Raw genomic sequence first — 24,764 nt, 5'->3', positions numbered from 1 at the left:
GTGGGGTTGTTTCTGATCACGCGGCGGACCGGGGTAACTGATCCGACACCCAAGCGGCTGCCATCAGGGCCTGCATACGGGTGCGGTCAAAGAGTCCACCGCGCGCCAACCCTCTCTCGAAGAGGCCGCGGAAAGCCGTAGGGGCGTCGGTGAGGGCGGCGGTGATCTGTGCATCGGCCCACCGGGCGAGGTCGCCGTTGAGCCATGCGGGTACGGGAGAGGCAAAGCCCAGTTTGTCCCGGCCGGCCCACACCTCACGAGGCAGGCCGAGCGCCTTGGCTGCGTCCCGCAGGATCCGTTTGCCCTGTGCCGGTTCGACGATCTTGTGAGCGATCGGGAGACGGTAGGACAGCTCGATCAAGTCACGGGCGAGATAGGGGGAGCGGCGCTCGAGCGCAAAGGAGGAGGCGAGCTTGTCACTGGTCATGACCAGCGGTCGCCATGCCGTCGCCAGGTCGGCCAGGGTGAGTCCGCGGGCCAGATCTCCGCCTGCTCGGGACATCGCGTCGGCGATTAGATCGGTGACCCGTCCGTCAGGGTCCGGCCCGCGCAGAATCAGGCGAGCTGCTGCCTCCGCCGGTTTCCAGGGTTCATCGGCCGGGTGCAGAAGTTTGGCCGCGAGCGGTCGATATGCCTCCAAGCCGGCTTTGAGGACGGCATCAGGGCCGAAGAGCACCATGGCCTGGCGGACGTAGCCCATCAGGAACTCGTCCGGCCCGAGCCCGCCGATCACGACACGAAGACCCAGGTCGGAGATCCTGCGGTAGGCCATGTGCTCGGAGAACGTGGACGCGTTACCCATTGGGTAGTCCAGGGCTCGCGTCATGTGGGACAGGGCCTGGGTGAAGTCGCCGCAGCTCGGCTCGACCACCACGAGCTCGGCCCTGATGTCCCGAGCGATTGCGGCCGCCGTGGACGACTCGTCCAGACGGTCCTGCCCCGCGTATCGCACCGTGACGCAGACCGGGGGCCGCATCAAGTAGGCCAGCACCGCCGAGTCCAGCCCACCGGAGAGGAGGAGAGCGTAGTCGCAGGTGGGAACCCTGAGCGGGATCTGCTCTGCCAGGATGGTGGAAAACCTTGCCAGCGCCTTGCCGTAGGAACCGGTGTACGGAACCCTGTCCTCCAGGTGCCACCAGGTCCTCTGGTCGATGGATCTGCTGGTGACGTCGAAGGACAGCAGAGTGGCCGGGGCCAGCAGTTGGATGCCTTGGAACGGGGTGTCGGTCCCGGTCGGAGTCTCGATCGCAGTGACTTCGGGCCGCAAGACCAGCGGCGCAGGGCCATACTCCGTCAGGGTGGTGACCTCGGAGGCGAAAGCGAGCCGCCCGCCGTCCAGACGCCAGTAGAGGGGCTTCTCCCCGAGTCGGTCGCGGGCCAGGAACAACTTCGCGACTCGGGGGTCATAGATGGCGAGGGCGAACATGCCGTCCAGCCCATCCAGACAGGAAGGGCCGATCTTGACCCAGGCCTGCAGCAGAAAGTCGGCGTCAGTCTTCCGCCCACGGATCTCGATGCCCCAGGCGGCAGCCTGCTGCCGCCAGTTGTAGATCTCTCCGTTGAAGGCCAGGAGGACGCCGGTAGTGCGGTCCAGGTAGGGGCCAGGGATGGCCAGCGGGTCGACGATCAGCAGCGTGTTCATGGCCAGCACCGCCCGCCCGTCCCGGGCAGCGGCGTGCTTGGTGCCGTCCGGGCCGCGATAGCGCTGCGCTTGACCCATCGCGGCTACGGTCTTCTTGAGGCGGAGAGCGTCGTCTCCAGCCAGTCCTGCGATTCCGCACATCTGGTCAGCTCCCGAGCGGTGGAGTCGTGGTGCCTGGTCGGGCTGCCCCGGAAGGCCTTCTTCGTGCCCCGGTGACTGCCTGTTCCCTCATCACACAGGCCGGGCCTCCGTACCGGGGAGGGCTCATACAGGGGCTCACAACTCGCAAGCGCGGTGCACTCAGGGTCGATATGGCAATACGCTCAGTGTTCAGGGCAGGGAGATGCCGGACCAGCTCCATGCACTGCGGGAGGGGCGCGCGATGCGCCCTGCACAGCGAACCAGCCACGGCTCCTTCTCGTCAGTGACGCCGTGACCGACCGGGGCAAGAGAGGGCTGAAGGTGACGTCGACCAGCAGTCGCAAGCGTCCGCCGAACGCGGACTTGGCCCGGCTCATCGAGACCAGCGGCGCAAGCCACAAGTCCCTGGCGCACCGGATCAACCAGCTTGCCCGGCAGGCTGGGCATACAACCGACTACTCACACACTTCCGTCGCCAACTGGTGCCGCCGCGGCATGATCCCCAAGTGGCCCGTGCCCAACCTGCTCGCCCAAGCGATTGCCGAACGGCTCGGCCGGCCTGTGTCACTGGGCGACATCGGAATGGGCGATGCCCGGACGCCGGCCGCGGATGTGGGGTTGGATTTCCCCCGGGACCGTGGCGATGCGGTCCGCGTGGCCACGTCGTTCTGGAGTTTCGTGAACCGCCGCGACTTCCTGACCGGATCCGGCTTCGCCGTGTCCGCTTTCACCACGCCCGTGACCCGCTGGCTGGTCGCCCCCGCCGACGAGGCCGCCGACCACCGGGGCGGACGGAAGGTGGGGCGGGCCGACCTGGCGGAGTTGCGTGACGCGGCCGACGAGGCCCGCCGCTGGGACTCGAAGTACGGCGGCGGGAGCTGGAAGGCCAACTCCGTCACCGTCTGCCTGCAGGAACGGGCGGCCCCTCTGTTGCGCGGCTCCTTCACCGACGCGGTGGGCCGGGACCTGTTCTCCGTCACCGCGGAACTGTCGCGGCTCGCCGGGTGGACGGCGTTCGACGTCGGTCGGCACGACGTCGCCCAGCGGCACTTCATCCAGGCCCTCCGCCTGGCCCGTGCCGGCGGGGACGTCGAGCTCGGCTGCTACGTACTGACCACGATGGCGATGCAGGCGCTGCTGCGGGGCTTCGCCTCCGAGGCCGTGGACATGACCCAGGGCGCCTTCGAGCGGGCCAAGGGCCATGCCGCCCCCAGGGTGCTCGCGTTCACCAGGCTGATCGAGGCCCGGGCACATGCCCGCGAGAGGGACGCCCGGGCCGCCTGCCGGGCCCTGAAGGCTTCCGAGGACCTCCTGGGCCGGGCGGACGCCTCCAGTGGTCCCGAGCCCGCCTGGATCGACTTCTACCACCATGCCCGGCTCTCCGCGGACGCCGCCGAGGTGTTCCGCGACCTCAGCAACCCGAAGGCCGCGCTGGCCTGGAACCAGCAGGCCGCCGCCATGCCCTCCGGAGTGTTCACCCGCTCGGTCGGGATGCGCCTGGCGATCGTGGGGACCGCTCACCTCCAGGCCCGTGACCTCGACCGGGGGCTGGAGCTCGGCAACCGGTCCGTGGACGTCCTGGCCCGTGTCCAGTCCTCCCGGGCCAAGGACTACGTCCGCGAGTTCACCACCGCCCTCGCTCCCTGGCGGCGCGAGGCAGCCGTCCTCGCGTTCCTGCACCGCACACGCACCGAACTCGCCATGTGAGGCGGTACCCCGGCCCCGCACTGGCTCAGCCGCGTACCGCTCGCTGTGCTGCGTCCAGTACGGCGCTGATCTCGGCGAGCGCCTGGTCCACGGCCTCCTCGTCGTCGTGTACGCCGTTCTCGTAGCCGTCCAGTACGTCCTGCGCGTGCTGGTGGCGCAGGCGGAGGTCGGGGCGCCGGGCGATCTCGATGTCGCGGGCCCAGCGCAGCAGCCACGCCTGGACCGGGGTGGGCGACTTCGTGTCGACGGACAGGGCGAGAGCCTCGTCCATCGTGCGCCGCATCTCGTCCAGCCGGGCCGGCGCGACCTCGGCCAGGGCCGCGCGCAGGGCGCCGGCGGACCGCTCCGGGCGCGGGAGCGGTTCATCTGCGGGTCCCACGGAGTGCTCCTTCCGTCCGGGTCCCGAAAATACCGGTCCGCCGGGTGAGAACCACCACTTCGAGCCGTCCTCCGGCGTGGGCTCCGGACCGGAACGGGCGCCGGGTCGGGGCGACTTCGCGGGGGTTCCGTTGTGATCCCCGTCCGAGATCGCACAAGAACTTCCCAAAGTGATCGTCAGTTCTCTTATAGTGACCCGGAATTGTTTGGGAATTGACGGCTCCAGATACCCACACGCCCTGAGGACTGACGACTTGCGCCCCTCTCTCCGGCCCGTCGCGCCGGCCCTGCTGATCTCGGCCGCCGTCACCGGCATCCTCTGCGCGGCGGCGGTGGCCGCCGCTCCCGGGTCCGTGCGGGCGCCGGTGGCGTGGGGCGCCGGCCTGGCGGCCGTGCTGCTGACCGCCGCGGTCACCACCGCCGCGTACGCCCTCGACTCGGCCCGCCGACTGCGCGCACGCACCGCCGCGCTCAGCGAGGAGGCCGCCCGCCGCGCCGCCGACACCGCCCGTACCGTCGCCGAGGCGCGGGCGGAGGCGGCCCGCAGCCGCGCCGACGCGGACCGGGCGGTCGCACGCGCGCGTGCGGAGGCCGACCGCGCCGTCACCGACGCCCGTACCGAAGCGGACCGCGCCGTCACCGAGGCCCGCACCGAAGCGGACCGCGCCGTCACCGAGGCCCGTACCGAGGCCGACCGGGCCCTCGCCGAGCTGCGGGTGGCGGCCGAGCGCGAGGTCACCGAGGCACGCGCACGGGCCGAGCGCGCCCGCGCCGCCGCCGCCCGCAGCGAGACCGCCCGCGCCGCCGCCGTGGCCGCCTGCGCCAACGCCGCCGGCCGCATGCAGGCCCTGGCCACGAGCATGCTCGCCGACCTCCGCGAGATGGAGCACCGGCACGCCGACGAGGACGTCCTCACCGACCTCCTCCACCTCGACCACCGCACCGCCCAGGCCGGCCGCCTGGCCGACTCCGTCGCCGTGCTCACCGGCGCCCGCTCCGGCCGCCGCTGGGCCCGGCCCATCGTGGTGGAGTCCGTCCTGCGCGGCGCGATGAGCCGTATCGCCGGCTACCGGCGTGTACGCCTGCACACCACCAGCGACGCCGCCATCGCCGGGCACGCGGCCGAGGGCGTCATGCACGCCCTCGCCGAACTCCTCGACAACGCGGCCAACTTCTCGCCGCCCACCGCCGAAGTCCATGTGTACGTCGAGGAGGTGCCCGCCGGACTGGTGGTCACCGTCGAGGACAGCGGTCTGGTCATGAGCGAGGTCCAGCTCCGCCGGGCCGAACGCGCCGTGAGCGACGGCGGCACCGACCTGACCGGCCTGTCCGGCACCCGGCTCGGCCTCGCCGTCGTCGGCCGGCTCGCCCGCAAGCACGGCCTGACCGTGTCCTTCCGCCCCTCGGCGCGCGGCGGCACGGGCGCGCTGATGATGATTCCGCACGAACTGGTCACCCGGGCCCGCCCGTCCACACCCGCCGTCTCCGGAACGACCACCACCGCGACCCCCGCCGCGGAAACGCCCCCCGCGTCCCCCGCCGCGGAAACGCCCCCCGCGCCCCCGGCCACGGCCACGGAAACGCCCGCCGGCACCACCGGCACCCCCGGCACTACCGGCACCGGCACCGGCGCACCCGACAGCACCACCCCCGGCGGGCTGCCCCGGCGCCGCCGGGGCCGTACCCTCGCCGCCGCCCACCCCGACGGCACCCCCACCGTCCCCGCCCCGCCCGCCGACGCCGCCGCGCGCACCCGCTCGGCGGGCAGGTTCAGCAGCTTCCGCCAAGCGGTCCGCACCACCACGGAAGGCACCCCCGAATGACCACCGGCCCCACCACCGACGAGAAGCTCAACTGGCTCCTGGAGAACCTCCTCGGGCGCACGCCCGGAGCCCGGCACGCGCTCGTGCTGTCCCGCGACGGGCTCAAGCTGTGCCGGACGCCCGAGCTGTCCGTCGACCAGGCCGACCAGCTCGCCGCCATCGCCGCCGGCATCCAGAGCCTCTCGCAGGGCGCGTCCATGGAGTTCGGCGACGGCACCGGCGGCGTACGGTCCGCGATGGCCGAGTTCTACGGCGGTGTCCTGCTGATCGTGGAGGCCGGCGAGGGCGCCCACCTCGCGGTCGTCGCCACCGAGGACGCGGACGTCGGCCTCGTCGGGCACAACATGAGCGAGCTCGTCGAGCAGCTCGGCGAGCACCTGCACGCCGAGCCCCGCACCCCGTGAGCCCCGCGAGCCACCGGGACGAGTCCCCGGACCGGCTCTACACCCTGACCGGCGGGCGCACCCGGTCCGCCCCGGACACGCCCTTCGACCTCGTCACCCTGGTGGTGGCCGAGTCGGAGCCGGCGCCCGGCATGCAGTCCGAGCACGCGGCGATCCTGCGCCTGTGCCGGCGGCCCACCGCGGTCGTCGAGGTGGCGGCCGGGCTCGGCCTGCCGGTCGGCATCGTGCGGGTGCTGCTGTCCGACCTGCTCGCCACCGGCCGGATCAGCGCCCGCCACCCGCGCAACGCCGCGGTGCCCGGCACGTACCGCCTTCCCGACCCCGACATCCTGGAGCAGGTGCTCGTTGGACTCCGCAATCTCTGAACGGACACCGCTGACCAGCACCGCCGACAACGGTCTGAAGATCGTCGTCGTCGGCGGTTTCGGGGTCGGCAAGACCACCCTCGTGCGCTCGGTCAGCGAGATACGCCCCCTCAACACCGAGGAGACGATGACCCGCGCCGGCGAGGACGTCGACGACGTCGCCCAGGTGCGCGGCAAGACGTCCACCACCGTCGCCTTCGACTTCGGCCGCATCACCCTCGACGCGCACAACGTCCTGTACCTGTTCGGCGCACCCGGCCAGGAGCGCTTCTGGTTCCTGTGGGACCGCCTCTTCTCCGGCACCCTGGGCGCGGTGGTGCTGGTCGACACCCGCCGCCTGGCCGACTCCTGGTACGCGATCGACCGGCTGGAGCACCACGGCATGCCGTTCATCGTGGCGTGCAACGACTTCGGCGGCCCGGCCCACACCGAGCAGGAGATCCGGGACGCGCTCGACCTCCCCGGCGACGTACCGCTGGTGGAGTGCGACGCCCGCGACCGCTCCTCCAGCAAGTACGTGCTGATCACGCTCGTCACCCACCTCCAGCGCCTCCACGCCCAGGACCGAGCCCTCCGGGAGACCCGCGCATGACCGCCCCCGTACCCCTGTCCGGGCCCCGGTTCCAGACCGAACCCGCCCGGCTGTACCGGGAGATGCGGCGCGAGCACGGCGCCGTGGCCCCGGTGCTCCTCGACGGGGACGTCCCCGCCTGGCTGGTGCTCGACTACCGCGAGCTGCACCAGGTCACCGGCGACCCGGTCCTGTTCAGCCGGGACTCGGAGCTGTGGAACCAGTGGGACCGCATCCCCGACGACTGGCCGCTGCTGCCGATGATCGGCCGCAAGCAGCCGTCGATCCTCTACACCGTGGGCGAACGGCACCGCCAGCGCGCCGGGATGATCGAGACGGCCCTGGAGTCCGTGGACCCCTTCGCCCTGCGCCGGTACGCCGAGGAGTACGCGGACGGCCTGGTCGACGCGTTCTGCGGCACCGGCCGGGCGGACCTGGTCTCCGAGTACGCGATGCTGCTGCCGGTCCGGGTGCTGGTGAAGATCTACGGCGTGCCCGACGCGCAGGGGCCCGGCCTGGTCACCGCGCTCAACGACATGATCGACGGCCGGGAGCGGGCCCTCGACGGGCAGCAGCACCTCGCCGGGTCGATCGTCGCCCTGCTCGCCGCCAAGCGGGCCGAACCGGGCGACGACGTCGCCTCCCGGATGCTGGCCGACCCGTCCGGCTTCTCGGTGGAGGAGATGGCCCAGGACCTGATGGTCATGATGGCGGCCGGGCACCAGCCGACGGCCGACTGGATCGGCAACTCGGTGCGCCTGATGCTGACCGACGACCGGTTCGCCGCGTCCCTCTCCGGTGGCCGCCACTCGGTCGCCGAGGCGATGAACGAGGTGCTGTGGGCGGACACCCCCACCCAGAACGTCGCCGGCCGGTGGGCCTCGCGTGACACGCACCTGGGCGGGCGGCACATCAAGGCCGGGGACCTGGTCCTGCTGGGGCTGGCCGCCGCGAACGCCGATCCGCAGGTGCACATCGACAATTCGGCCCTCACCGGCGGCAACAGCGCCCACTTCTCCTTCGGGCACGGCGAGCACCGCTGCCCGTTCCCCGCGCAGGAGATCGCCGAGGTGATCGCCCGGACCGGGATCGAGGTGCTCCTGGACCGGCTGCCCGACCTGGAACTGGCCGTCCCCGCCCAGGCGCTGACCCGCCGCCCCTCGCCGTGGCTGCGCGGCCTGACCGACCTGCCCGTGACCTTCACCCCGACCCCCGCCCTCGGAGGCACCGCGTGAACCCCGTGGAGAGACCGACCGTGGAAGACCCGGCCGCCGCAGACCCCGCCGGGCCCGGACCGGCCGCCGAAGACCCCGCCGTGCCCGGACCGGCCGTCGAAGAGCCCATCGTGCTCGACCCCTTCGTCACCGACCTCGACGGCGAGAGCGCGGCGCTGCGCGCGGCCGGGCCGCTCGCCCGGGTCGTCCTGCCGGGCGGGGTGCCGGTGTGGGCGGTCACCCACCACGCGGAGGCGCGCGCGCTGCTCACCGACCGGCGGCTGGTCAAGGACATCGAGGTGTGGGGCGCCTGGCGGCGGGGCGAGATACCGGCGGACTGGCCGCTGATCGGCCTGGCCAACCCCGGGCGGTCCATGCTGACCGTGGACGGCGAGGACCACCGCCGGATGCGGGCGCTGGTGGCGCAGGCGCTGACCCCGCGGCGGGTGGAGCTGATGCGGGCGCGGATCGCCGAGCTGACCGCGGGGCTGCTGGACGACGTGGCGGCGCTGGCGGCGCAGTCCGCGGACGGCACGGTGGACCTGAAGGCCGCGTTCGCGTACCCGCTGCCGATGTACGTGATCAGCGATCTCATGGGCATCGACCCGGCCGACCACCCGCGGCTGAAGGTGCTGTTCGACAAGTTTTTCTCGACCCAGACGCCGCCCGAGGAGGTCGTGGCCACCCTCGGCGAGCTGGCGGCGATGATGGGCAACGTGGTGGCCGCGCGCCGCGCCGCCCCCGGGGACGACCTGACCAGCGCGCTGATCGCCGCGTCCGAGGACGGCGACCACCTCACCGACGCGGAGATCGTCTCCACCCTCCAGCTGATGGTGGCGGCGGGCCACGAGACGACGATCTCGCTGATCGTCAACGCCGTCGTCAACCTGGCGGCCCATCCGGACCAGCTCGATCTGGTCCGCTCCGGGACGGTGGGCTGGGACGCGGTGGTCGAGGAGACCCTGCGTTTCTCGACGCCCACCTCGCACGTCCTGATCCGGTTCGCCACCGAGGACGTACGGGTCGGGGACCGGACGCTGCCCGCGGGCGAGGCGCTGATCGTGTCGTACGGGGCCATCGGCCGCGACGAGGCGCAGCACGGCCCCACGGCCGGGGTGTTCGACATCACCCGCTCCCCCAACCGGCACATCTCCTTCGGCCACGGGCCGCACGTCTGCCCGGGTGCCGCGCTGTCCCGGCTGGAGGCGGGGGTGGCGCTGCCGGCCCTGTACGAGCGGTTCCCCGGGCTCGCGCTGGCGGTGCCCGCGTCCGAGCTGCGCAACAAGCCGGTGGTCACGCAGAACGATCTTTTCGAGCTGCCCGTACGGCTCGGCTGACGCCCGGCCCGGCACGAGATCCCCGTCTCACCCGACGGACACGGCCCTCCGCCGTGTCCGTCAGGGGCTAGGCTCCGACTCGTGGCTGAGATCCAGATTCCCACCGACATCAAGCCCGCCGACGGCCGTTTCGGCGCGGGCCCCTCCAAGGTGCGCACGGAGGCGCTGGACGCCCTGGCCGCCACCGGAACCTCCCTGCTCGGCACCTCCCACCGCCAGGCACCGGTCAAGAACCTGGTCGGTGAGGTCCGCGCGGGCGTGCGCGAGCTGTTCTCCCTGCCCGAGGGCTACGAGGTGATCCTCGGCAACGGCGGGTCTACCGCCTTCTGGGACGTCGCGACCCACGGACTGATCGAGACCAAGTCGCAGCACCTGTCCTTCGGCGAGTTCTCGTCCAAGTTCGCCAAGGCGTCGAAGCTGGCGCCGTGGCTCGCCGAGCCGACCGTGATCTCCTCCGAGCCGGGTACGCACCCGGAGCCGGCGGCCGAGGCGGGCGTGGACGTGTACGCGTTCACCCACAACGAGACCTCCACGGGTGTCGCGGCGCCGATCCGGCGCGTCGAGGGCGCCGACGAGGGCGCGCTGGTCCTGGTCGACGCGACCTCCGGCGCGGGCGGCCTGCCGGTCGACATCGCCGAGACGGACGTCTACTACTTCGCCCCGCAGAAGTCGTTCGCCTCCGAGGGCGGCCTGTGGATCGGCGTGTTCTCCCCGGCGGCGCTGGAGCGGGCGGCGAAGGTCCACGGCTCGGGCCGGCACGTCCCGGAGTTCTTCTCGCTGCCGACCGCGATCGACAACTCGCTGAAGAACCAGACGTACAACACCCCGGCGCTGTCCACGCTGTTCCTGCTGAACGAGCAGCTGAAGTGGATCAACGGCCAGGGCGGTCTGGACTGGTCGGTGCGGCGCACGGCGACCTCCGCGCGGACGCTGTACGGCTGGGCCGAGGAGTCCAAGTACGCCTCCCCGTTCGTCGCCGACCCGGCGAAGCGCTCGCAGGTCATCGGCACGATCGACTTCGCGGACGAGATCGACGCGGCGGCGGTCGCCAAGGTGCTGCGCGCCAACGGCATCGTGGACACCGAGCCGTACCGCAAGCTGGGCCGCAACCAGCTGCGGGTCGCGATGTTCCCGGCGATCGACCCGGCGGACGTCGAGGCCCTGACGGCCTGCGTCGACTACGTGATCGAGAAGCTGTAACGGCGGTACGCCCCAGGGGCCCCGACCCACCCGGGTCGGGGCCCTTCGCGTGCTGCGACCCCGTCTGCACCGGGCGGCGGCCCGGGGGTGCGGCTTCCGGCCAGGGGGAGCGGTTGCGGAGGTTCCGTATCCGGCCGATTACCGCTCTACCCAGCCGTCTCAGGGGTCCCTACGATCCGTAGCACTCCGGGAGCACCACCACCGGGGATTGACATGTACGCACCATCCACGGTTGGACCCCCCACTTCGACCGGCAACCGATCGGAGACCCATGTCCAGAAGACCCCGGGCCCTGATGGCCGGTACGGCCGTCGCCACGGCACTCGCGGCGACCGTCCTCACCCCGGCACCGGCCTCGGCCGGCATCGTCGCCCCGCCCGACAAGATCGTGATCGAGATCGCGACCGTCAACGGGTCGGGCTGCCGCCAGGGCACGGCCGCCATCGCGGTGGCCCCGGACAACACCGCCTTCACGGTGACGTACAGCGACTACCTCGCCCAGGTGGGCGTGGGCGCGGAGCCCACCGACTTCCGCAAGAACTGCCAGCTCAACCTGATCGTCCACGTCCCCGGCGGCTTCACCTACGCCGTCGCCGGCGCCGACTACCGCGGCTACGCCAAGCTGGAGCGCGGCGCCACCGCCGTCCAGAAGGCGTCCTACTACTTCCAGGGCTCGCCCGACACGGCCCAGCGCAGCCACCCGTACCAGGGCCCGTACGACGACAACTGGCAGGCCACCGACGAGACCGACTGGGGCCAGCTGGTCTGGGCGCCCTGCGGGACGAAGCGGAACTTCAACATCAACACCGAACTGCGGGTCAACGTGGGCACGTCCGACCCGAAGAAGACCAACAGCTTCATGACGATGGACTCGACGGACGGCGAGATCAACACCGTCTACCGCCTGGCCTGGAAGGAGTGCCCGGCGTAACCGGACCGGGCGGGCCCGCGCCCCCTCCGCGGGCCCGCCCTCTCGCCGTACGACCGCTTCCCCGTCGTACGCCGCTACCGGCTCAGCCGCTGGAAGCGCCGTACCGCCAGCGGCAGGAACACCGCCGTCAGCACCACCGGCCACACCACCGCCATCAGCACCGCGTGCTGCTCGACCCAGCTGCCGCCCCCGGCACCGGGGTTGCCGAACAGCTCACGGGTCGCCGCCGCGGTGGAGGAGATCGGGTTCCACGCGGCGAGCGTGCCGAGCCATCCCGGCATCGTCCCGGGCTGGACGAACACGCTGGAGATCATCGTCAGCGGGAAGGCGACCGCGAACAGCCCGCCGGCCGCCTCCGGGTCGGGCACCAGCAGCCCGAGCCAGATGCCCACCCAGGTGAGGCAGTAGCGCAGCAGGAGCAGCAGTCCGAACGCCCCGACCGTGGCGACGAACCCGCCGTCGGAGCGCCAGCCCATGATGAACGCCGTGCCCGCCAGGATGGCCAGTTCGGCGCAGGCGATGACCGCGTCGGTGACCCCGCGCCCGGTGACCACGGCGGAAGGCGCCATGGGCATCGAGCGGAAGCGGTCGATGACGCCCTTGTTGGCGTCGGTGACGACGGCGGTCGCGGTGTTGATGAAGCCGAACGCCATCGTCATCACGAACATGCCCGGCATCAGGAAGTCCCGGTAGTCCGCGGCCCCGCCGCCGCCCGGCGGCTTCATCGCGCCGCCGAAGACGTACCCGTACAGCAGGACCGACAGGATCGGGAAGCCGAGCTGCCAGGCAATGTAGACGGGCTTGCGCCGGTAGTGGGTCAGCTGCCGGCGGACGATGTTGCCGCAGTCGGCGACGGCCCAGTAGAGCCGCCCGCGTCCGGCGAGCGGTGCGAGCGCGGCGCCCGCACCGGCGGCCGGGCCCGGCCCCGTCCCCGTACTCGTACTCGTACTCGCAGTCGTACGTGTCGTCGTGCTCATGCCGCCACCACCTTCTTCTCGTGCTCCTCCTCCCGGCCGGTGTCCTCCCCGGCCCGCTCCTCGGTCGCGTGGCCGGTCAGGCGCAGGAACACGTCGTCGAGGCTGGGCCTGCGCAGTCCGATGTCCTCCACCGCCACGCCCTCGTCCTGGAGGGTGCGGGCGACCTCGGTGAGCGCCACGACCCGGTCGGCGACGGGCGCGTGCACCCGGCGCTCGGCCTCGTCGACGCGCGGTTCGCCCAGGCACACCCGGGCGACGGTCGCGGCGACGCGCGGCAGGTCGACCGCGTGCGCGGCCACCACCTCGACCCGGTCGCCGCCCACGCGGTCCTTCAGCGCCTCGGGGGTGTCGTCGGCGATGGCCCGGCCCCGGTCGATGACCGTGATCCGGGAGGCCAGCTTGTCGGCCTCCTCCAGATACTGGGTCGTCAGCAGCACGGTGGTGCCGCCCGCGACCAGGTGCCGCACCGCGTCCCACACCTCGCCGCGCCCGCGCGGGTCGAGACCGGTCGTCGGCTCGTCCAGGAAGAGCACGCGCGGCGCGAGGATCATGGACGCGGCGAGGTCCAGCCGGCGGCGCATCCCGCCGCTGTAGCCGTCGACGCCCTTGTCGGCCGCCTCGGCCAGGCCGAACCGCTCCAGCAGCTCGGCCGCCCGGGACCGGGCCCGGCGCCCGCCGAGGTGGAACAGCCGGCCGAACATCTCCAGGTTCTGGCGGCCGGTCAGGATCTCGTCGACGGCCGCGTACTGGCCGGTGAGCCCGATCAGGCCGCGTACGCGGCGCGGCTCGCGGGCCACGTCGACCCCGGCGACCTCGGCCCGGCCGCCGTCGAGGCGCCGCAGTGTGGCCAGCACCCGCACCGCCGTGGTCTTGCCCGCCCCGTTGGGGCCCAGCAGTCCGTGGACGGTGCCGGGGCGCACCGCGAGGTCGAACCCGTCCAGCGCCCGCTTCTCCCCGTACCGCTTCTCCAGGCCCTCGGCCCGTACCGCCCAGTCCTCCATGCACGCCTCCCGTTCACGGTTCTCCCGCCGAAACTGAGTACACCGTACCCCATTGCGCGTACGGCGTACCCAGTTTTTCGGCGGGGAGCGGTGGCGGTGATTTACGCTGACGCCATGACCAGCGACAAGGCGCCCGGCAAGACGACCGCGACGAGCGGCAGCGGCGACATCGCGCGCAGCCTCGAACTGCTGTGGGGCACGGGCGAGCCGCCCTCGCGCGGCCCCAAGCGCGGCCTCACGCTGGACCGGATCGTCGGCGCCGCCATCGAGGTCGCCGACGCCGAGGGGCTGGACGCGGTGTCGATGCGGCGGCTCTCCGCAGAGCTGGGCACCGGCACCATGTCGCTCTACCGGTACGTCCCCGGCAAGGCGGAGCTGCTCGACCTGATGCTCGACCGCGTCCAGGGAAACCTCATCGACACCGCCGGCGACCCGGCCGCCGACTGGCGCGTGACCGTCGACGGCATGGCCCGCGTCCAGCTGGAGCTCTACCGCCGCCACCCCTGGCTGCTGAAGGTCAACCAGACCCGCACCGTCCTCGGCCCGAGCGCCCTGCGCAGCCTGGAGTTCGCGCTGGCCGGCCTCAAGGGGATGGGCCTGACCGACCCCGAGACCATTTCGGTGATCATCACTGTCCAGAGCTTCGTCACGGGCATCGCCCGGATGGAGGCCGAGACGGTCGAGGCGGTCAGGGAGACCGGCGTCACCGACGAGGAGTTCTGGGGCCGCCAGGTCCCCTTCCTGGACCGCGCCATGGCCAGCGGCGGCTTCCCCCTCCTGGCCGCCCTGGCCGACGACACGTTCTCGGCCGACTTCGACCACTTCGCCTTCGGCCTGCGCGCCCTGATGGACGGCTTCGAGTCGATGGTGACCCGAGCCGCCGCCCGCACGGCCGAGTCGTAGGGACCGGCGCGGCCGGGCGGGTCGCGGGAGCCGGCCGGCGCCCGTTCGGACTCCCCCGGGTGCGGGTGAAGACGTGCCCGGAGAGGGTGGGCGTCATGGGTATCGAAGATTTCGGCGGTGGCCCCGGTGCCGAGCGGAGCGGCGTTCTCGTCGTGACGACCAACGACGTGCCCGGCTTCCGGGTCGAGAAGGTCGTCGGTGAGGTCTTCGGCCTCACCGTGCGCTCCCGCCACCTGGGCAGTCAGATCGGCGCGGGCCTCAAGTCCCTGGTGGGGGGCGAGCTCCGGGGTCTGACCAAGACCCTCGTCGAGACGCGCAACCAGGCGATGGAGCGGCTCATGGAGCAGGCATCGGCACGGGGCGCCAACGCCGTGCTGATGATGCGCTTCGACGTCTCCGAGGCGGCGGACGTCGGGACCGAGGTGTGCGCGTACGGTACGGCCGTCGTCCTGACCCCGGCGTCCGCCTGACCGACCTCTCCGCCCGACCGACCTCTTCCCGCCTGACCGACCTCTTCCCGCTTCCCGCGTGCCGTGCCGCCGCCGCGGCCGTGTCGGGCGCGTGGGCGCGGGGAAGCATGGGGGCACCGGCCCGGGAGCGGGCCACCGTGGAGGGGGAGGCGGGCTCTGGTGGACGGCTGGCTGGTGTACGCGGGACTCGCGCTGGTCCTCGCCCTGTGGGCGGGCCGCCAGTTAATGATGCGCCATCAGGCGCGCCGGGCGACCGGCGACGAGCAGCCGCCCTTCCCCATACCGGACCGGCCGGAACCGGTCCTGCGGGAGGCCGCGTCCCAGGGCGACGTCGGGGCCATGGTCGAACTGGGCGAACTGGCCGTCCTCCGGCGGGACGCGGCCGAGGCCCTGGAGTGGTGGACCAGGGCGCTCGCGGCCGGGAGCGACCTGGCGGCCTACCGGCTCGGCTGCCTGCACCACGCCCGGGGCGAGGCCGACAAGGCCGCACCCCACTACCTCCGGGCCGCCCGCGCCGGGGTGCCCGAGGCCGCCAACGACTACGCCATGTTCCTCTTCGCCCAGGGCGACGGGTCCGGCCACGAGTGGCTGCGCCGGGCCGCCGAGTCCGGCGACGCGACCGCCATGTACAACCTGGCCGTCCGCGCCGAGGGGCGGGGCGACCTGGTGGAGGCCGAGCGCTGGAGCCGGCGGAGCGCCGACGCGGGCAACCCCAAGGGCGCCTACGCCCTGGGGCTCCTCCTCCACCGGCGCGGCGACACCGAGCAGGCGGAGCGCTGGTACCTGCGGGCGGCCGAGGCCCAGGACCGGGACGCCATGTACAACCTGGGCAACCTGTTGCGCGAGCGCGGCGAACTCGACGGCGCGGACCACTGGTACAGCCGGGCGGCCCGCGCGGGCGACGCCGACGCCGCCCACAACCTCACCCTGCTGCGCCGCCGCCGCTACGGCCGCTGAGCCCGCGCCCGGGGCCCCGGGCTCACGGCCGCTGAGCCCGTACGCCGGGGCCCGACCTCCGCCCGTACGCCCGGGACCGACCCCGCTCAAAGCAGCACAGCACCCGCACCCGCCAAGCGGCCCCCGCCCGGGACCGACCCGGCCCCCGCCCGGGACCGCGGCCCCCGCCCGGGGCCCCGCGCGAAGCGGCACAGCACCCGGCCGTGAGCACCGCCCAGAGCCGACCCGGGCCCCGGCCCGCCCCTCACCCCCGCCCCCGGCGCCGCCCCTTCAGGAGCAGGAACAGCGCGGCGGCGCCCACCAGCACCAAAGCACCCACCGTCGCGTTCCCGCCGCCACCGCCACCGCCCGCGTCCGTACCGCCCGGCGGCGGGGACGACGCGCCCGGCGACGGCGAGGCGCCCCCGCCCGGAGCGGTCGGCCCGCCCTCGACCGGGACCCGCTCCACCCCGCTGCCCGCGCCCTCCGAGCCGTACATCAGCGCCGACCCGTCGGCCGTGTACGTCACCGACTCCGACTGCCGCTGGATCGGGGCGCTCAGCCGCCGCTCCGCGCCGAGGCGCCCGTCCTTCCACGCGTACGCCCGCGCGCTGAAGTAGCTCCGCAGCACCAGCTCCCGGCCGTCCGGCGAGAACGCCCCGTCCGTCACCCACGGCACCTCGCCCACCCGCCGGAAGACGTTCCGCCCGCCGTCGCTCAGCCGCGCGGGCCCCTCGTACAGCCCGCCGCCGTCCTCGTTCTTCGACGCGATGTAGACGCGCCCGGTCACCGGGTGCACCATCAGCGCCTCGGCGTTCCGGGGCCCGTCGGCGTACACGGCGGTGAACTGCGTGGCGTCCACCGTCTGGTCGCGCAGCTCCGCGGGCTCCCGGAAGCGGTAGATCCACACATGGGACCAGGACCCGTCGAGGTTGTCCCCGATGTCCCCCACGTACACCGAGCCGTCCGGCCCGACCGAGATCGCCTCCATGTCGCGGGGCGTGCCGACCCCCCGCAGGGTGACCGTCGCGACGGTCCGGCCGGTCCGCGCGTCGACGGCGAACACCCGTGGCCCGTCCTGGTCGTTGTGCGTCCAGTAGACCCCCGGGTGCGCCCGGCTCGCGGCGAGCCCGCTGGACTCGGTGATCCGGGGGTCCCGCAGCGTGAACGACCCGTCGTCGGCCGGAGCGGGGGCGGCGGACAGCACCACCGCCGGCACGGCGAGGGACGCCACCAGAGTCGTACGCAACGAACGCATGATCCCAGTGTCCATGGTCACATCGCCCCGGCGGCCCGGGGTCGGCGATGATGGCCCCCATGCGTTTCATGTTCGTCGGCGACAGCCAAACCATCGGACGCGCCGGCGACTACACCTGGCGCTACCGGATGTGGCAGCACCTCGACACGGCCTTCCCGGGCCCGTACGAGATCGTCGGCCCCCGCACCGGCCTGTACGAGACGGCCGCCGACGCCCCCGTCTCGCACCGGTACGCCGACCCGGCCTTCCCCGCGCCCGCCCGCAGGCACCTGTCCGGCTGGGGCGAGGGCTGGCTGCACATGGCCCCGCTGATACGCGAGGCCGTGACGGCGCAGCGGGCGGACGTCCTGCTGGTCGCCCTCGGCCTGATAGACCTCGGCTTCTACACCAACAGCGACCAGACGTCCGAGAACGTCCACGCCTTCGTCGCCGGGGCCCGCGCCGCGAACCCGCACGTCCGGGCGGTCCTGCTCCCCGTGATCCCGAACATACGGGCCCGTGACGACGCGCCCTTCGCCGCCGAGTGCGCCCGCTTCAACGAGTTGCTGGCCAAGGCGGTCGCCGACCTCGACGAGCCGGGCTCCCCGCTGCTCCTGGCCTCGGTGCCGGAGTCGTACGACATCGACACCGACACCTACGACGGCACCCACCCGGGCCCCACGGGCGAGCACAAGCTCGCGGCGGCCTTCGCCACGGCGATGCACCAGGCATGGGGCCTGGGCGGACCGTACGTCCCCCGCGCCTAGGCCCACCCGTCAGCCGGGCCCGGCGGCGTCCTGGAGGCGGGTCCGCCAGGAGGCGGGCTGCCGCTCGGCGGCCGGGCGTGGGGCGTAGCGGGCGTACGCGGCGGCCTGGCGGCACGGGCCGCAGTGGGTCTCGTCGCCGACCGGGCGGAAGACGTGCTCGTCCCCCGGTCCGGCGCAGGGCACCAGTTCCCGTACGGCGGGCGGGGGCGCCTCCACCACCGGCAGCGGCAGCTTCTCAGCCAGCCGGTGCCGCAGGAAGCCCACGGCAGAGCGGACACCACCGGGCGGCAGCCCGGCCGTCAGGGCGTGGTGCAGCTCGGCCGTCGAGAACCCGCGCCGCAGCCACTCGGCCGCCGCGTCCACCAGCCCCCGTACCTCCCGGGCGCCCAGCCACAGCGAGCGGTCGCTGTGCCGCAGCGACAGCAACACGCTTTCGGCCGCGGCCACTTCGGGTGGAGGGTGGGGAGTGTTCTTCCCCAAGTCTTCTTCTACCGGAGAAGGACCGACCACCGGGGGCTCCGGTTCACCGACCGCCCGTTCCGGGACAGTCGGAGGCGCCGGGCGCTCCGGAGGAACGGGCGGGGCGGGCGGCTCCTGTCCGTCCCACAGCCGGGTCGCCTGCTCCCCCGTGAGGGGGAGGTTGGACAGCAACTGGTCGGTGACCCAGCGCCCCCGCTCGCGCTGCGACCGCCACTGGTGGAAGAACCCGCACATCACCAGCTCTTCCTTCGCCCGCTGGAACGCCCGGGGCCTCATGCCCAGCGCCTCGGCGTGGTCGCCGAGCGGCTTGGCCGCCTCGGCTTCGGGGAGCCCGTGCACGTAGATGACCAGCAACTTCGCGTCGCTGCCCAGACGCCGGTGGCGTACGAGATCGTGCGAGACCTTGGTGAAGCGCCGCTCGGGCGCGATAGCATGCCGAAGCATTTCTGGTGGACCTGCTTTCCACTGGTGATGAAGGTCCTCGGACGGTGTTGGCGCACCGCCGGGGACCGCCCCATGTCTGGCACGGAGCGTGTTGGCGCGATTACCGTACAGCATGTTCGACCATTTCGCGCAACAAGTCCGGTTCGACGAACGGCACTTCGTCCGTGGGCCGCGACCGCCAGTCCAGCGGCCAGGTCAGCCCGTCCAGCGCGGGGACCCCGACGAAGGCCAGACTTCGCCCGCTCCGGCTGAGCGCCCGCGTCCCGGCCGGCCACTGATGCGCGGCGGCGGTCTGCGGCGGCAGCAGGAAGTAGAGGTTCCGCTCCCCGGCCAGCTCCCGGACGATCGGACCGGCCTGGAAGTCCGTGAACTCCATGAGCCGGTAGGCCACTTCCTCGCCGAGCATCCCCCTGATCCGTACGGCGTCGAAGTGGATGCCCGCGTGGCGCAGGGCGTGACCGGAGGCGGGAATCCAGGACGGAACCCTGTCAAGTGAAAAGCGCGGATTCATGCGGCCAGCCTTCCGGTCCGGCTCTACTGTGACCAGCGCCACAAGGCGTTTGTGCGGGGCTGTGCACCTGGGGAGGACGGGCGTGAACAACGACACCATGGGCAGTCCCGGCGCCGCGAAGGCGTTCGGCCGGCTGCTGCGCTTCTACCGGGAGCGGGCCAAGGTCTCCCAGGAGCGGCTGGGCCGGGAGACGGGCTACTCCAAGTCGCAGGTGGCGATGATCGAGCGGGGGAAGCGCCGACCGAGGGGCAACTTCGCTGAACTGGCGGATGAGTTGCTCTGTGCACAAGGTGCACTGCTGGAGGTGGCCCAGGAGGTCACTGCCAGTGGAGTGCCCGCCTGGTTCGAGGACTATCTGGAAGAGGAGTCCACGGCAGCGGGCATCCATTCGTACGAGAACCATCTGATCCCCGGCCTGCTCCAGACCGAGGCGTACGCACGGGCCGTCTTCGCGTGTGCCAGTCCCCCGTACGAGGACGATGAGCTGGAAGCAATGGTCGCGGCCAGGCTGGCCAGGCACCGGCTGTTCCACCGGAAGCCTGCACCGCTCATCCGCTTCGTCCTGGAGATGGTGGCACTGCGTCGCCCCATCGGCGGGCGCAAGGTGCTGCGCGAGAACCTTCTGCACATCCTCGACATCGGACGGCTGCGGAACGTCGAGATTCAGGTCATGCCGGAGGACCGGCACACTCATGCCGGGCTGAGCGGCCCGTTCGTCCTGCTGGAGACGGCCAAGCGCCAGAGCCAGCTGGTCTACGTCGAGGGGCTGAGCGGCCGCTACTTTCTGAGCGAACAACCCGAGCTGGGAGACGCGTTCGCCCGGTATGGCACCCTGCGGGCACAGGCTCTCAACCCGGAAGACTCCGCGACACTCATCGAACAGGTGGCAACCGAGCTATGAGCACCGACCTGAACTGGTTCAAGAGCAGCTACAGCAGCGAGCAGGGCGGCAACTGCGTCGAGGTCGCCTTCGCCTGGACCAAGTCCACGTACAGCAGTGAGCAGGGCGGCGACTGCGTCGAGGTGGCCCTCTGCCCCCACGCCGTGCACGTCCGGGACTCCAAGGACACCGCCCGCCCCGCGCTCACCCTCTCCCCCGCCGCGTGGGCGGCCTTCGTGGCGGAGGAGAGGGGGAGGGCCATCAGCCCTTCTTGGTGAAGACGACCTCCGGGTGCGCGGCGACGGGGCCGTCCAGGAGCTTGCGGTCCAGGCCCTTGAGGTGCAGGTCGAAGAAGGCCGTGACGTACGCGCGCGTGATCTCCTGCGAGCGCTTGCCGGACAGGGGCTCGTCCGGGGGCAGCAGGCCGAGCTGGTCGCCGAGGACGGGGACGTCGGTGGCGGTGAAGTGGCCCGAGCCGGTGACGCTCAGCCAGCGCTTCCAGCCGTCGAGGAGGGGCCAGTCGCGGTTCCAGGAGGTGTCGTCGTCGCCGGTGCCGAGGAGCATGAAGGGCCGGCCGCCGAGGCCGTTCGCGGGGACGGGTTCCATGAACGAGCCGTCGAGGTTGGCCCCGGCGAGGACGCGCTGGTCGCGGGCCATGGTGGACATGGCGGAGGCGCCGCCGATGGAGTGGCCGGCCATGCCGATCCGCGTACGGTCGATGGTGCGGGCGTGGCGCCAGGCGGGGTGGCGGTCGGCGAGCAGCCGGTCGAGCAGGAAGGACACGTCCTGGGCGCGGACCGGGGGCACGACGCCGTAGCCGCCGGGCTTGATCTGCGCGCAGGAGACGCAGTCGAGGAGCCGGCCGCCGGGGAAGGCGGTGCCGACGGACTCGTAGGCGTGGTCGACGGTGGCGACGACGTACCCCTGGCTGGCCAGTTCCTCGGCGAGCAGGGTGAGGGTGGCGCGGTTCACGGTGAAGCCGGGCGAGAGGACGACCAGCGGGTGCTTGCCGTGCACGGGCGCGGCGCCGGGGCGGGAGTGGGTGCGGGTCCCGGCGAGGGTGGTGGCGGACACCAGGCCGGTCAGCTCCCGGTCGTCGATGAACGCCTGGGCCTCGCCCTTGGTCATGTACGGCGCGGTCCGGCCGCCCCCGGGCCGGGCCGGGTAGTACATGGTCACCATCAGCTCGCGCGCCCCGGACGCGGGCACCCACGGGTCGGGCCGGCCCCGGTCGACCAAGTGCAGGGTGTCGCGCCCTACGGCGTACTTCCCGGTGGGCGCCGGGAGTTGGAGCCGTACGCGGGAGTCCTCGGCGGCCGGGGCGGCGGGCGCGGCGGGCGCGGCATGGGACACGCCCGTACCGAGCAGGGCGAGGGACAGACCGAGCAGTGCGGCGGCAGCGCCGCGAGGCAGTCGATTCATACCGCCGAGGCTAGGCAGCGCCCCCTCCCCGGGTCGTCCGCCTACAGCCCGAACACCATGGCACTCCAGGGCGACGGCGGTCTCCGCCCTGGGGCCGATGCTTCCGAACTCAACTCCGCGCATGGCGGCGGGATTTCACGCCCGCCCTACGCGCGCGTGAGGCGGTTCGCGAACGTCGACATCGTGTACGTACCGATGCCCATGACCACCTCCAGGGCGTTGCGTTCCGTGTAGTCGTGGGCCAGGAAGTTGGCCAGGTCCTCGTCGGCGACCTCGCCCGTGGTCGCGTACGCCGCCTCGACGAAGCGGCGTACGGCGGCGAGCCGTTCGTCGGGGAGGGGGGTGCCGTCGCGGAGGGCGGTGACGACGGCCGGGTCGGCGCCGAGGGCGCGGAGCTTGCGGGTGTGGAGGTCCACGCACACCTGGCAGCCGTTGCGGGCCGCGACGGTCATGATCACCGTTTCGCGGGAGAGGGGGTCGAGCGTCGTCCGGTCGAACAGGGCCGTGAGGCTCATGAAGCCCTCCAGCAGCTCGGGCGAGGCCGCCATGCGGGCGACGGCCGGCGGGAGGTGGCCGCCGGAGCGGGCGGCGACAGCCTCCATGACGGGGCGGGAGGCGGGCGGCGCGGACGCGAGGGTGTGGTCGGTGAACATGGCCGCTCCTAGAATGGACAACATGGTTGACGACAATAAGGTAAACCAGGTTGTCGAAGAGGGCAACGGGTCTCCCGGGTACGAACTCCCGCTCCTGCTCTTCGCGGGCTTCCGCACCCTCATCGACCGCCTCCACGCCGAACTCGCGGCCCAGGGCCACCCGGACGTGCGGCCCGCGCACGGGTTCGCCATGCAGGCGATCGGCCCCGGCGGGGCCACCGCCAGCGAGGTGGGGCGGCGGCTCGGGGTGACCAAGCAGGCGGCGGGCAAGACCGTCGACCGGCTCGTCGCCCTCGGGTACGCCGAGCGCGCCGACGACCCCGCCGACGCCCGCCGCAAACTCGTCCGGCTCACCCCGCGCGGCCTGGACGCCCTGGCCCGCTCGGCCGCGATCTTCGACGAGCTGCGGGCGGACTGGGCACGGACGCTCGGCGCGCGGCGCGTGGGCGACCTGGAGGACGCCCTGCGCAGCGTCGTACCCGCCGGTGCCTTCCGGCTCGACGCGGCGGGGTGGCTGGGCGGGGCGTGACAACGCCGCCGGTCGGCGAGTTGTCGCCACCGGCGTGTCGGGCCGGGGGCGCCTATCGTTGAGCCGCGCGGCTGCATGCGATCACGCGGCAGCGGGGAGGAGCGCCACGATGACCGTCGTAGACGACAGGACTGAGATGGCCGAGAGCGACCCCGAGTGGACCCTTGACGAGATGTTCGAGGCCATCGAGCGGATGCCCCTCTTCGAGGGATACAAGGCCGAGATCGTCGAGGGGGCCATCGTCATGTCGCCGCACCGGCACGTGCACGCGCGGATCATGCGTCTGATCATGCGGGCCCTGGAGGACAGACTCGGCATGGACGCGCTGGTCTCGTTCGACGAGCGCATCGACTTCCCCGGGCACTTGAACGGCCTCTGCCCGGACGTGGTGAAGCTGCGCGACGGTGCCGAGCAGAACCCCAAGGGGCTGTGGCGCTACGAGGACGTCGAGTTCGTCGCGGAGGTCGTCTCCCGCAGCACCGGCATGAACGACTACGGGCCCAAGAAGGCCGCGTACGCCACGGCCGGAGTGCCCGCCTATCTCATCGCCGACCCCTACCAGGGCAGGTGCCACCTCTACACCCGCCCCAAGGGGGACGACTACCTGACGCAGACCACCGTCGCCTTCGGTGTGGGCGTCGACCTCACCGACACCCCCGTCGGCCTCGTCCTCGACACCGCCGACTTCCCCCGGGACTGACCGGCCACCTGATCGGCGCCCCGGAGGGGGCGTCGAATAATGCGTTGACGCACTGGGAAGGGCCTCCTTAACCTCAAGAGGTCGTTCTGCTTCGTTCTGGGCCCGTGTGCCCGCGAAAGGGTGTATTGATGACCCGGCCCGCGCCGAGTGCGCCTCGCCGTACCGCGTAACCGTCCCCGACCTTCCGCCGCCCGTCTCTCCGGGCGGCTGCCGGACGGGCCCTCTGACGAGGCCACTCGGCCTGCTCTTGCTGTCTCGACCCACTTCCAGCAAGGAGCACCCGGGTGTCCAGCCACACCACGAACCACAGCAACAACACTCTCAGCCTCGACACCTTCGCCTGCGCCTGGTGCGGGCTGACCGTGTCCGCGTACGCCGCCGACGGCGCGCCGCGCAACCACTGCCCGTCCTGCCTGCACTCCCGGCACGTCCTCGATCACGTCGAGGGCGGTCCGAGCGACTGCGAGGGCCGGATGTCCCCGATCGCCATCGCCGTGCTCCGCACCGGCGACTGGAGGGTGATCCACCGCTGCGTACGCTGCGACGAGCTGACCTCCAACGCGGTGTGCGCGGACGACAACCAGCTCATCCTGATGCGCATGGCGGTCCGGCCGCTGGCCCAACCGCCTTTCCCGCTCGAAGCGTTCGGAACCCTCTGACCGCCCGGGAAGGAAAGGAGCACCGCCGTGTCACGCACCAACCGCAGCACCCGTGGGCAGCGCCGCCCGCAGCGGCACAAGGACGTCCTGCACACCCGGGGCGGGCACCGGGCGAGCACCTTCCGGTGCGCGTCCTGCCGGCTCGACGTGTCCGTGGACGCCCCCGGCACCGCCCACCGCAACCACTGCCCCGCCTGTCTGGCCAGCCTGCACGTCGACCGGAAGATCCCCGGCGACCGGGACGCCGACTGCCGGGGCCGGATGGAGGCGCTGGGCACGTCCGTCCGCCCGGACGGCGAATGGATGATCATTCACCAGTGCGCCTCCTGCGGTGAGCTCAGCGCCAACCGGATCGCCGGTGACGACAACCCGCTCGCCCTGGTCCGCCTCGCCCTCCGGCCCCTGGCCGACCCCGGGACACCCGGCCGCGCCCTGCTGGCCCTGTGAACCGGCCGCGGCAGCCCGCCCCGACGACGGGCGGG

At 72.6% G+C, this 24,764-nt stretch carries 28 protein-coding genes; 19 read left to right on the top strand and 9 right to left on the bottom strand.

The annotated features are described in order from the left end of the window. Positions 1 to 16: 16 nt before the first annotated feature. Positions 17 to 1,720, bottom strand: coding sequence for an asparagine synthetase B family protein (locus tag ACF08D_RS24240; protein WP_392225113.1), 1,704 nt, complete (start codon positions 1,718 to 1,720; stop codon positions 17 to 19). Positions 1,721 to 2,104: 384 nt separating this feature from the next. Between ACF08D_RS24240 and ACF08D_RS24235 the strand changes: the two genes are divergently transcribed. Beyond that, positions 2,105 to 3,490, top strand: coding sequence for a sporulation protein (locus ACF08D_RS24235; RefSeq protein ID WP_392225111.1), 1,386 nt, complete (start codon positions 2,105 to 2,107; stop codon positions 3,488 to 3,490). A gap of 25 nt (positions 3,491 to 3,515) precedes the next feature. On the opposite strand, the gene ACF08D_RS24230 is transcribed toward ACF08D_RS24235, so the two are convergent. Beyond that, entirely contained in the window at positions 3,516 to 3,869 is a 354-nt protein-coding gene (locus tag ACF08D_RS24230; RefSeq protein ID WP_392225109.1) for a hypothetical protein, read from the bottom strand. A 253-nt stretch (positions 3,870 to 4,122) separates the two neighbouring features. Here ACF08D_RS24230 and ACF08D_RS24225 point away from each other — a divergent pair, with 253 nt between their 5' ends. From ACF08D_RS24225 to ACF08D_RS24190, 8 genes are all read left to right on the top strand, one after another. Continuing rightward, on the top strand, positions 4,123 to 5,691 hold the full coding sequence (locus ACF08D_RS24225) for an ATP-binding protein (RefSeq protein ID WP_392225107.1): 1,569 nt from the start codon (positions 4,123 to 4,125) through the stop codon (positions 5,689 to 5,691). Next, positions 5,688 to 6,095, top strand: coding sequence for a roadblock/LC7 domain-containing protein (locus ACF08D_RS24220; RefSeq protein ID WP_392225105.1), 408 nt, complete (start codon positions 5,688 to 5,690; stop codon positions 6,093 to 6,095). The genes ACF08D_RS24225 and ACF08D_RS24220 overlap by 4 nt, the downstream gene beginning before the upstream one ends. Continuing rightward, entirely contained in the window at positions 6,092 to 6,460 is a 369-nt protein-coding gene (locus ACF08D_RS24215; RefSeq protein ID WP_392225103.1) for a DUF742 domain-containing protein, read from the top strand. The genes ACF08D_RS24220 and ACF08D_RS24215 overlap by 4 nt, the downstream gene beginning before the upstream one ends. Continuing rightward, positions 6,441 to 7,052 carry an ATP/GTP-binding protein gene (locus ACF08D_RS24210; protein WP_392225101.1) on the top strand — a complete coding sequence of 204 codons (612 nt, stop codon included), beginning with the start codon at positions 6,441 to 6,443 and terminating at the stop codon, positions 7,050 to 7,052. Before ACF08D_RS24215 ends, ACF08D_RS24210 begins: the two co-directional genes overlap by 20 nt. Continuing rightward, positions 7,049 to 8,266, top strand: coding sequence for a cytochrome P450 (locus ACF08D_RS24205; protein WP_392225099.1), 1,218 nt, complete (start codon positions 7,049 to 7,051; stop codon positions 8,264 to 8,266). The genes ACF08D_RS24210 and ACF08D_RS24205 overlap by 4 nt, the downstream gene beginning before the upstream one ends. A gap of 80 nt (positions 8,267 to 8,346) precedes the next feature. Beyond that, positions 8,347 to 9,582 (top strand): cytochrome P450, encoded by a 1,236-nt coding sequence (locus tag ACF08D_RS24200; protein ID WP_392225601.1) that lies wholly within the window; start codon positions 8,347 to 8,349, stop codon positions 9,580 to 9,582. A gap of 81 nt (positions 9,583 to 9,663) precedes the next feature. Further along, positions 9,664 to 10,782, top strand: coding sequence for a phosphoserine transaminase (serC, locus tag ACF08D_RS24195; protein ID WP_392225098.1), 1,119 nt, complete (start codon positions 9,664 to 9,666; stop codon positions 10,780 to 10,782). 271 nt (positions 10,783 to 11,053) lie between these two features. Beyond that, a complete protein-coding gene (locus ACF08D_RS24190; protein WP_392225096.1) occupies positions 11,054 to 11,713 on the top strand; it encodes a DUF4360 domain-containing protein in 660 nt (219 codons plus the stop codon). Positions 11,714 to 11,787: 74 nt separating this feature from the next. Here ACF08D_RS24190 and ACF08D_RS24185 read toward each other — a convergent pair whose 3' ends face one another. Together ACF08D_RS24185 and ACF08D_RS24180 are read right to left on the bottom strand one after the other, a co-directional pair. Next, positions 11,788 to 12,690, bottom strand: coding sequence for an ABC transporter permease (locus ACF08D_RS24185; RefSeq protein ID WP_392225094.1), 903 nt, complete (start codon positions 12,688 to 12,690; stop codon positions 11,788 to 11,790). Beyond that, positions 12,687 to 13,691: an ATP-binding cassette domain-containing protein gene (locus ACF08D_RS24180; protein WP_392225092.1), complete on the bottom strand. Its 1,005-nt coding sequence runs from the start codon at positions 13,689 to 13,691 to the stop codon at positions 12,687 to 12,689. Before ACF08D_RS24180 ends, ACF08D_RS24185 begins: the two co-directional genes overlap by 4 nt. 114 nt (positions 13,692 to 13,805) lie before the next feature. Between ACF08D_RS24180 and ACF08D_RS24175 the strand changes: the two genes are divergently transcribed. From ACF08D_RS24175 to ACF08D_RS24165, 3 genes are all read left to right on the top strand, one after another. Beyond that, entirely contained in the window at positions 13,806 to 14,594 is a 789-nt protein-coding gene (locus ACF08D_RS24175; RefSeq protein WP_392225090.1) for a TetR/AcrR family transcriptional regulator, read from the top strand. A gap of 95 nt (positions 14,595 to 14,689) precedes the next feature. Beyond that, entirely contained in the window at positions 14,690 to 15,064 is a 375-nt protein-coding gene (locus ACF08D_RS24170; protein WP_392225088.1) for a YbjQ family protein, read from the top strand. A gap of 159 nt (positions 15,065 to 15,223) precedes the next feature. Continuing rightward, entirely contained in the window at positions 15,224 to 16,021 is a 798-nt protein-coding gene (locus ACF08D_RS24165) for a tetratricopeptide repeat protein (RefSeq protein WP_392225086.1), read from the top strand. A gap of 244 nt (positions 16,022 to 16,265) precedes the next feature. On the opposite strand, the gene ACF08D_RS24160 is transcribed toward ACF08D_RS24165, so the two are convergent. Continuing rightward, positions 16,266 to 17,258, bottom strand: coding sequence for a WD40 repeat domain-containing protein (locus ACF08D_RS24160; RefSeq protein ID WP_392225084.1), 993 nt, complete (start codon positions 17,256 to 17,258; stop codon positions 16,266 to 16,268). Positions 17,259 to 17,317: 59 nt separating this feature from the next. Here ACF08D_RS24160 and ACF08D_RS24155 point away from each other — a divergent pair, with 59 nt between their 5' ends. Further along, positions 17,318 to 18,004: a GDSL-type esterase/lipase family protein gene (locus ACF08D_RS24155; protein ID WP_392225082.1), complete on the top strand. Its 687-nt coding sequence runs from the start codon at positions 17,318 to 17,320 to the stop codon at positions 18,002 to 18,004. Positions 18,005 to 18,013: 9 nt separating this feature from the next. Here the strand turns inward: ACF08D_RS24155 and ACF08D_RS24150 are convergent, their stop codons facing one another. After that, complete coding sequence (locus tag ACF08D_RS24150; RefSeq protein ID WP_392225080.1) at positions 18,014 to 18,928, bottom strand: hypothetical protein; 915 nt, start codon at positions 18,926 to 18,928, stop codon at positions 18,014 to 18,016. Positions 18,929 to 19,028: 100 nt separating this feature from the next. Then, positions 19,029 to 19,439: a hypothetical protein gene (locus ACF08D_RS24145; protein WP_392225078.1), complete on the bottom strand. Its 411-nt coding sequence runs from the start codon at positions 19,437 to 19,439 to the stop codon at positions 19,029 to 19,031. A gap of 97 nt (positions 19,440 to 19,536) precedes the next feature. On the opposite strand from ACF08D_RS24145, the gene ACF08D_RS24140 reads away from it, so the two are divergent. Continuing rightward, entirely contained in the window at positions 19,537 to 20,340 is an 804-nt protein-coding gene (locus tag ACF08D_RS24140) for a helix-turn-helix domain-containing protein (RefSeq protein ID WP_392225599.1), read from the top strand. Then, complete coding sequence (locus ACF08D_RS24135) at positions 20,337 to 20,597, top strand: DUF397 domain-containing protein (RefSeq protein ID WP_392225076.1); 261 nt, start codon at positions 20,337 to 20,339, stop codon at positions 20,595 to 20,597. Before ACF08D_RS24140 ends, ACF08D_RS24135 begins: the two co-directional genes overlap by 4 nt. On the opposite strand, the gene ACF08D_RS24130 is transcribed toward ACF08D_RS24135, so the two are convergent. Then, complete coding sequence (locus tag ACF08D_RS24130; protein WP_392225074.1) at positions 20,581 to 21,741, bottom strand: alpha/beta hydrolase family protein; 1,161 nt, start codon at positions 21,739 to 21,741, stop codon at positions 20,581 to 20,583. The genes ACF08D_RS24135 and ACF08D_RS24130 overlap by 17 nt on opposite strands. A gap of 146 nt (positions 21,742 to 21,887) precedes the next feature. Further along, positions 21,888 to 22,394 (bottom strand): carboxymuconolactone decarboxylase family protein, encoded by a 507-nt coding sequence (locus tag ACF08D_RS24125; RefSeq protein WP_392225072.1) that lies wholly within the window; start codon positions 22,392 to 22,394, stop codon positions 21,888 to 21,890. Between the two features lie 22 nt (positions 22,395 to 22,416). Between ACF08D_RS24125 and ACF08D_RS24120 the strand changes: the two genes are divergently transcribed. The 4 genes from ACF08D_RS24120 (at position 22,417) to ACF08D_RS24105 (ending at position 24,729) form a co-directional block, all read left to right on the top strand. After that, the gene (locus ACF08D_RS24120; RefSeq protein ID WP_392225070.1) at positions 22,417 to 22,923 is read left to right on the top strand and encodes a MarR family winged helix-turn-helix transcriptional regulator; all 507 of its coding nucleotides are present in this window, start codon (positions 22,417 to 22,419) and stop codon (positions 22,921 to 22,923) included. A 109-nt stretch (positions 22,924 to 23,032) separates the two neighbouring features. Continuing rightward, positions 23,033 to 23,623, top strand: coding sequence for a Uma2 family endonuclease (locus tag ACF08D_RS24115; protein ID WP_392225068.1), 591 nt, complete (start codon positions 23,033 to 23,035; stop codon positions 23,621 to 23,623). A gap of 284 nt (positions 23,624 to 23,907) precedes the next feature. Continuing rightward, a complete protein-coding gene (locus tag ACF08D_RS24110; protein ID WP_392225066.1) occupies positions 23,908 to 24,282 on the top strand; it encodes an RNHCP domain-containing protein in 375 nt (124 codons plus the stop codon). A 27-nt stretch (positions 24,283 to 24,309) separates the two neighbouring features. Continuing rightward, the gene (locus ACF08D_RS24105) at positions 24,310 to 24,729 is read left to right on the top strand and encodes an RNHCP domain-containing protein (protein WP_392225064.1); all 420 of its coding nucleotides are present in this window, start codon (positions 24,310 to 24,312) and stop codon (positions 24,727 to 24,729) included. Positions 24,730 to 24,764 lie beyond the last annotated feature (35 nt).

The organism is Streptomyces sp. NPDC015131 (genome assembly GCF_043079975.1).
In the GTDB taxonomy this organism is placed as follows: Bacteria; Actinomycetota; Actinomycetes; order Streptomycetales; family Streptomycetaceae; genus Streptomyces.
This window is presented reverse-complemented; position numbering and strand designations above follow the sequence as displayed.

Coding starts and splice junctions, on each gene's coding strand:
- ACF08D_RS24240 (WP_392225113.1), bottom strand. CDS start 1,720: ATGGGTCAAGCGCAGCGCTATCGCGGCCCGGACGGCACCAAGCACGCC.
- ACF08D_RS24220 (WP_392225105.1), top strand. CDS start 5,688: ATGACCACCGGCCCCACCACCGACGAGAAGCTCAACTGGCTCCTGGAG.
- ACF08D_RS24205 (WP_392225099.1), top strand. CDS start 7,049: ATGACCGCCCCCGTACCCCTGTCCGGGCCCCGGTTCCAGACCGAACCC.
- ACF08D_RS24190 (WP_392225096.1), top strand. CDS start 11,054: ATGTCCAGAAGACCCCGGGCCCTGATGGCCGGTACGGCCGTCGCCACG.
- ACF08D_RS24185 (WP_392225094.1), bottom strand. CDS start 12,690: ATGAGCACGACGACACGTACGACTGCGAGTACGAGTACGAGTACGGGG.
- ACF08D_RS24180 (WP_392225092.1), bottom strand. CDS start 13,691: ATGGAGGACTGGGCGGTACGGGCCGAGGGCCTGGAGAAGCGGTACGGG.
- ACF08D_RS24175 (WP_392225090.1), top strand. CDS start 13,806: ATGACCAGCGACAAGGCGCCCGGCAAGACGACCGCGACGAGCGGCAGC.
- ACF08D_RS24170 (WP_392225088.1), top strand. CDS start 14,690: ATGGGTATCGAAGATTTCGGCGGTGGCCCCGGTGCCGAGCGGAGCGGC.
- ACF08D_RS24160 (WP_392225084.1), bottom strand. CDS start 17,258: ATGCGTTCGTTGCGTACGACTCTGGTGGCGTCCCTCGCCGTGCCGGCG.
- ACF08D_RS24155 (WP_392225082.1), top strand. CDS start 17,318: ATGCGTTTCATGTTCGTCGGCGACAGCCAAACCATCGGACGCGCCGGC.
- ACF08D_RS24150 (WP_392225080.1), bottom strand. CDS start 18,928: ATGCTTCGGCATGCTATCGCGCCCGAGCGGCGCTTCACCAAGGTCTCG.
- ACF08D_RS24145 (WP_392225078.1), bottom strand. CDS start 19,439: ATGAATCCGCGCTTTTCACTTGACAGGGTTCCGTCCTGGATTCCCGCC.
- ACF08D_RS24140 (WP_392225599.1), top strand. CDS start 19,537: ATGGGCAGTCCCGGCGCCGCGAAGGCGTTCGGCCGGCTGCTGCGCTTC.
- ACF08D_RS24135 (WP_392225076.1), top strand. CDS start 20,337: ATGAGCACCGACCTGAACTGGTTCAAGAGCAGCTACAGCAGCGAGCAG.
- ACF08D_RS24130 (WP_392225074.1), bottom strand. CDS start 21,741: ATGAATCGACTGCCTCGCGGCGCTGCCGCCGCACTGCTCGGTCTGTCC.
- ACF08D_RS24125 (WP_392225072.1), bottom strand. CDS start 22,394: ATGTTCACCGACCACACCCTCGCGTCCGCGCCGCCCGCCTCCCGCCCC.
- ACF08D_RS24120 (WP_392225070.1), top strand. CDS start 22,417: ATGGTTGACGACAATAAGGTAAACCAGGTTGTCGAAGAGGGCAACGGG.
- ACF08D_RS24115 (WP_392225068.1), top strand. CDS start 23,033: ATGACCGTCGTAGACGACAGGACTGAGATGGCCGAGAGCGACCCCGAG.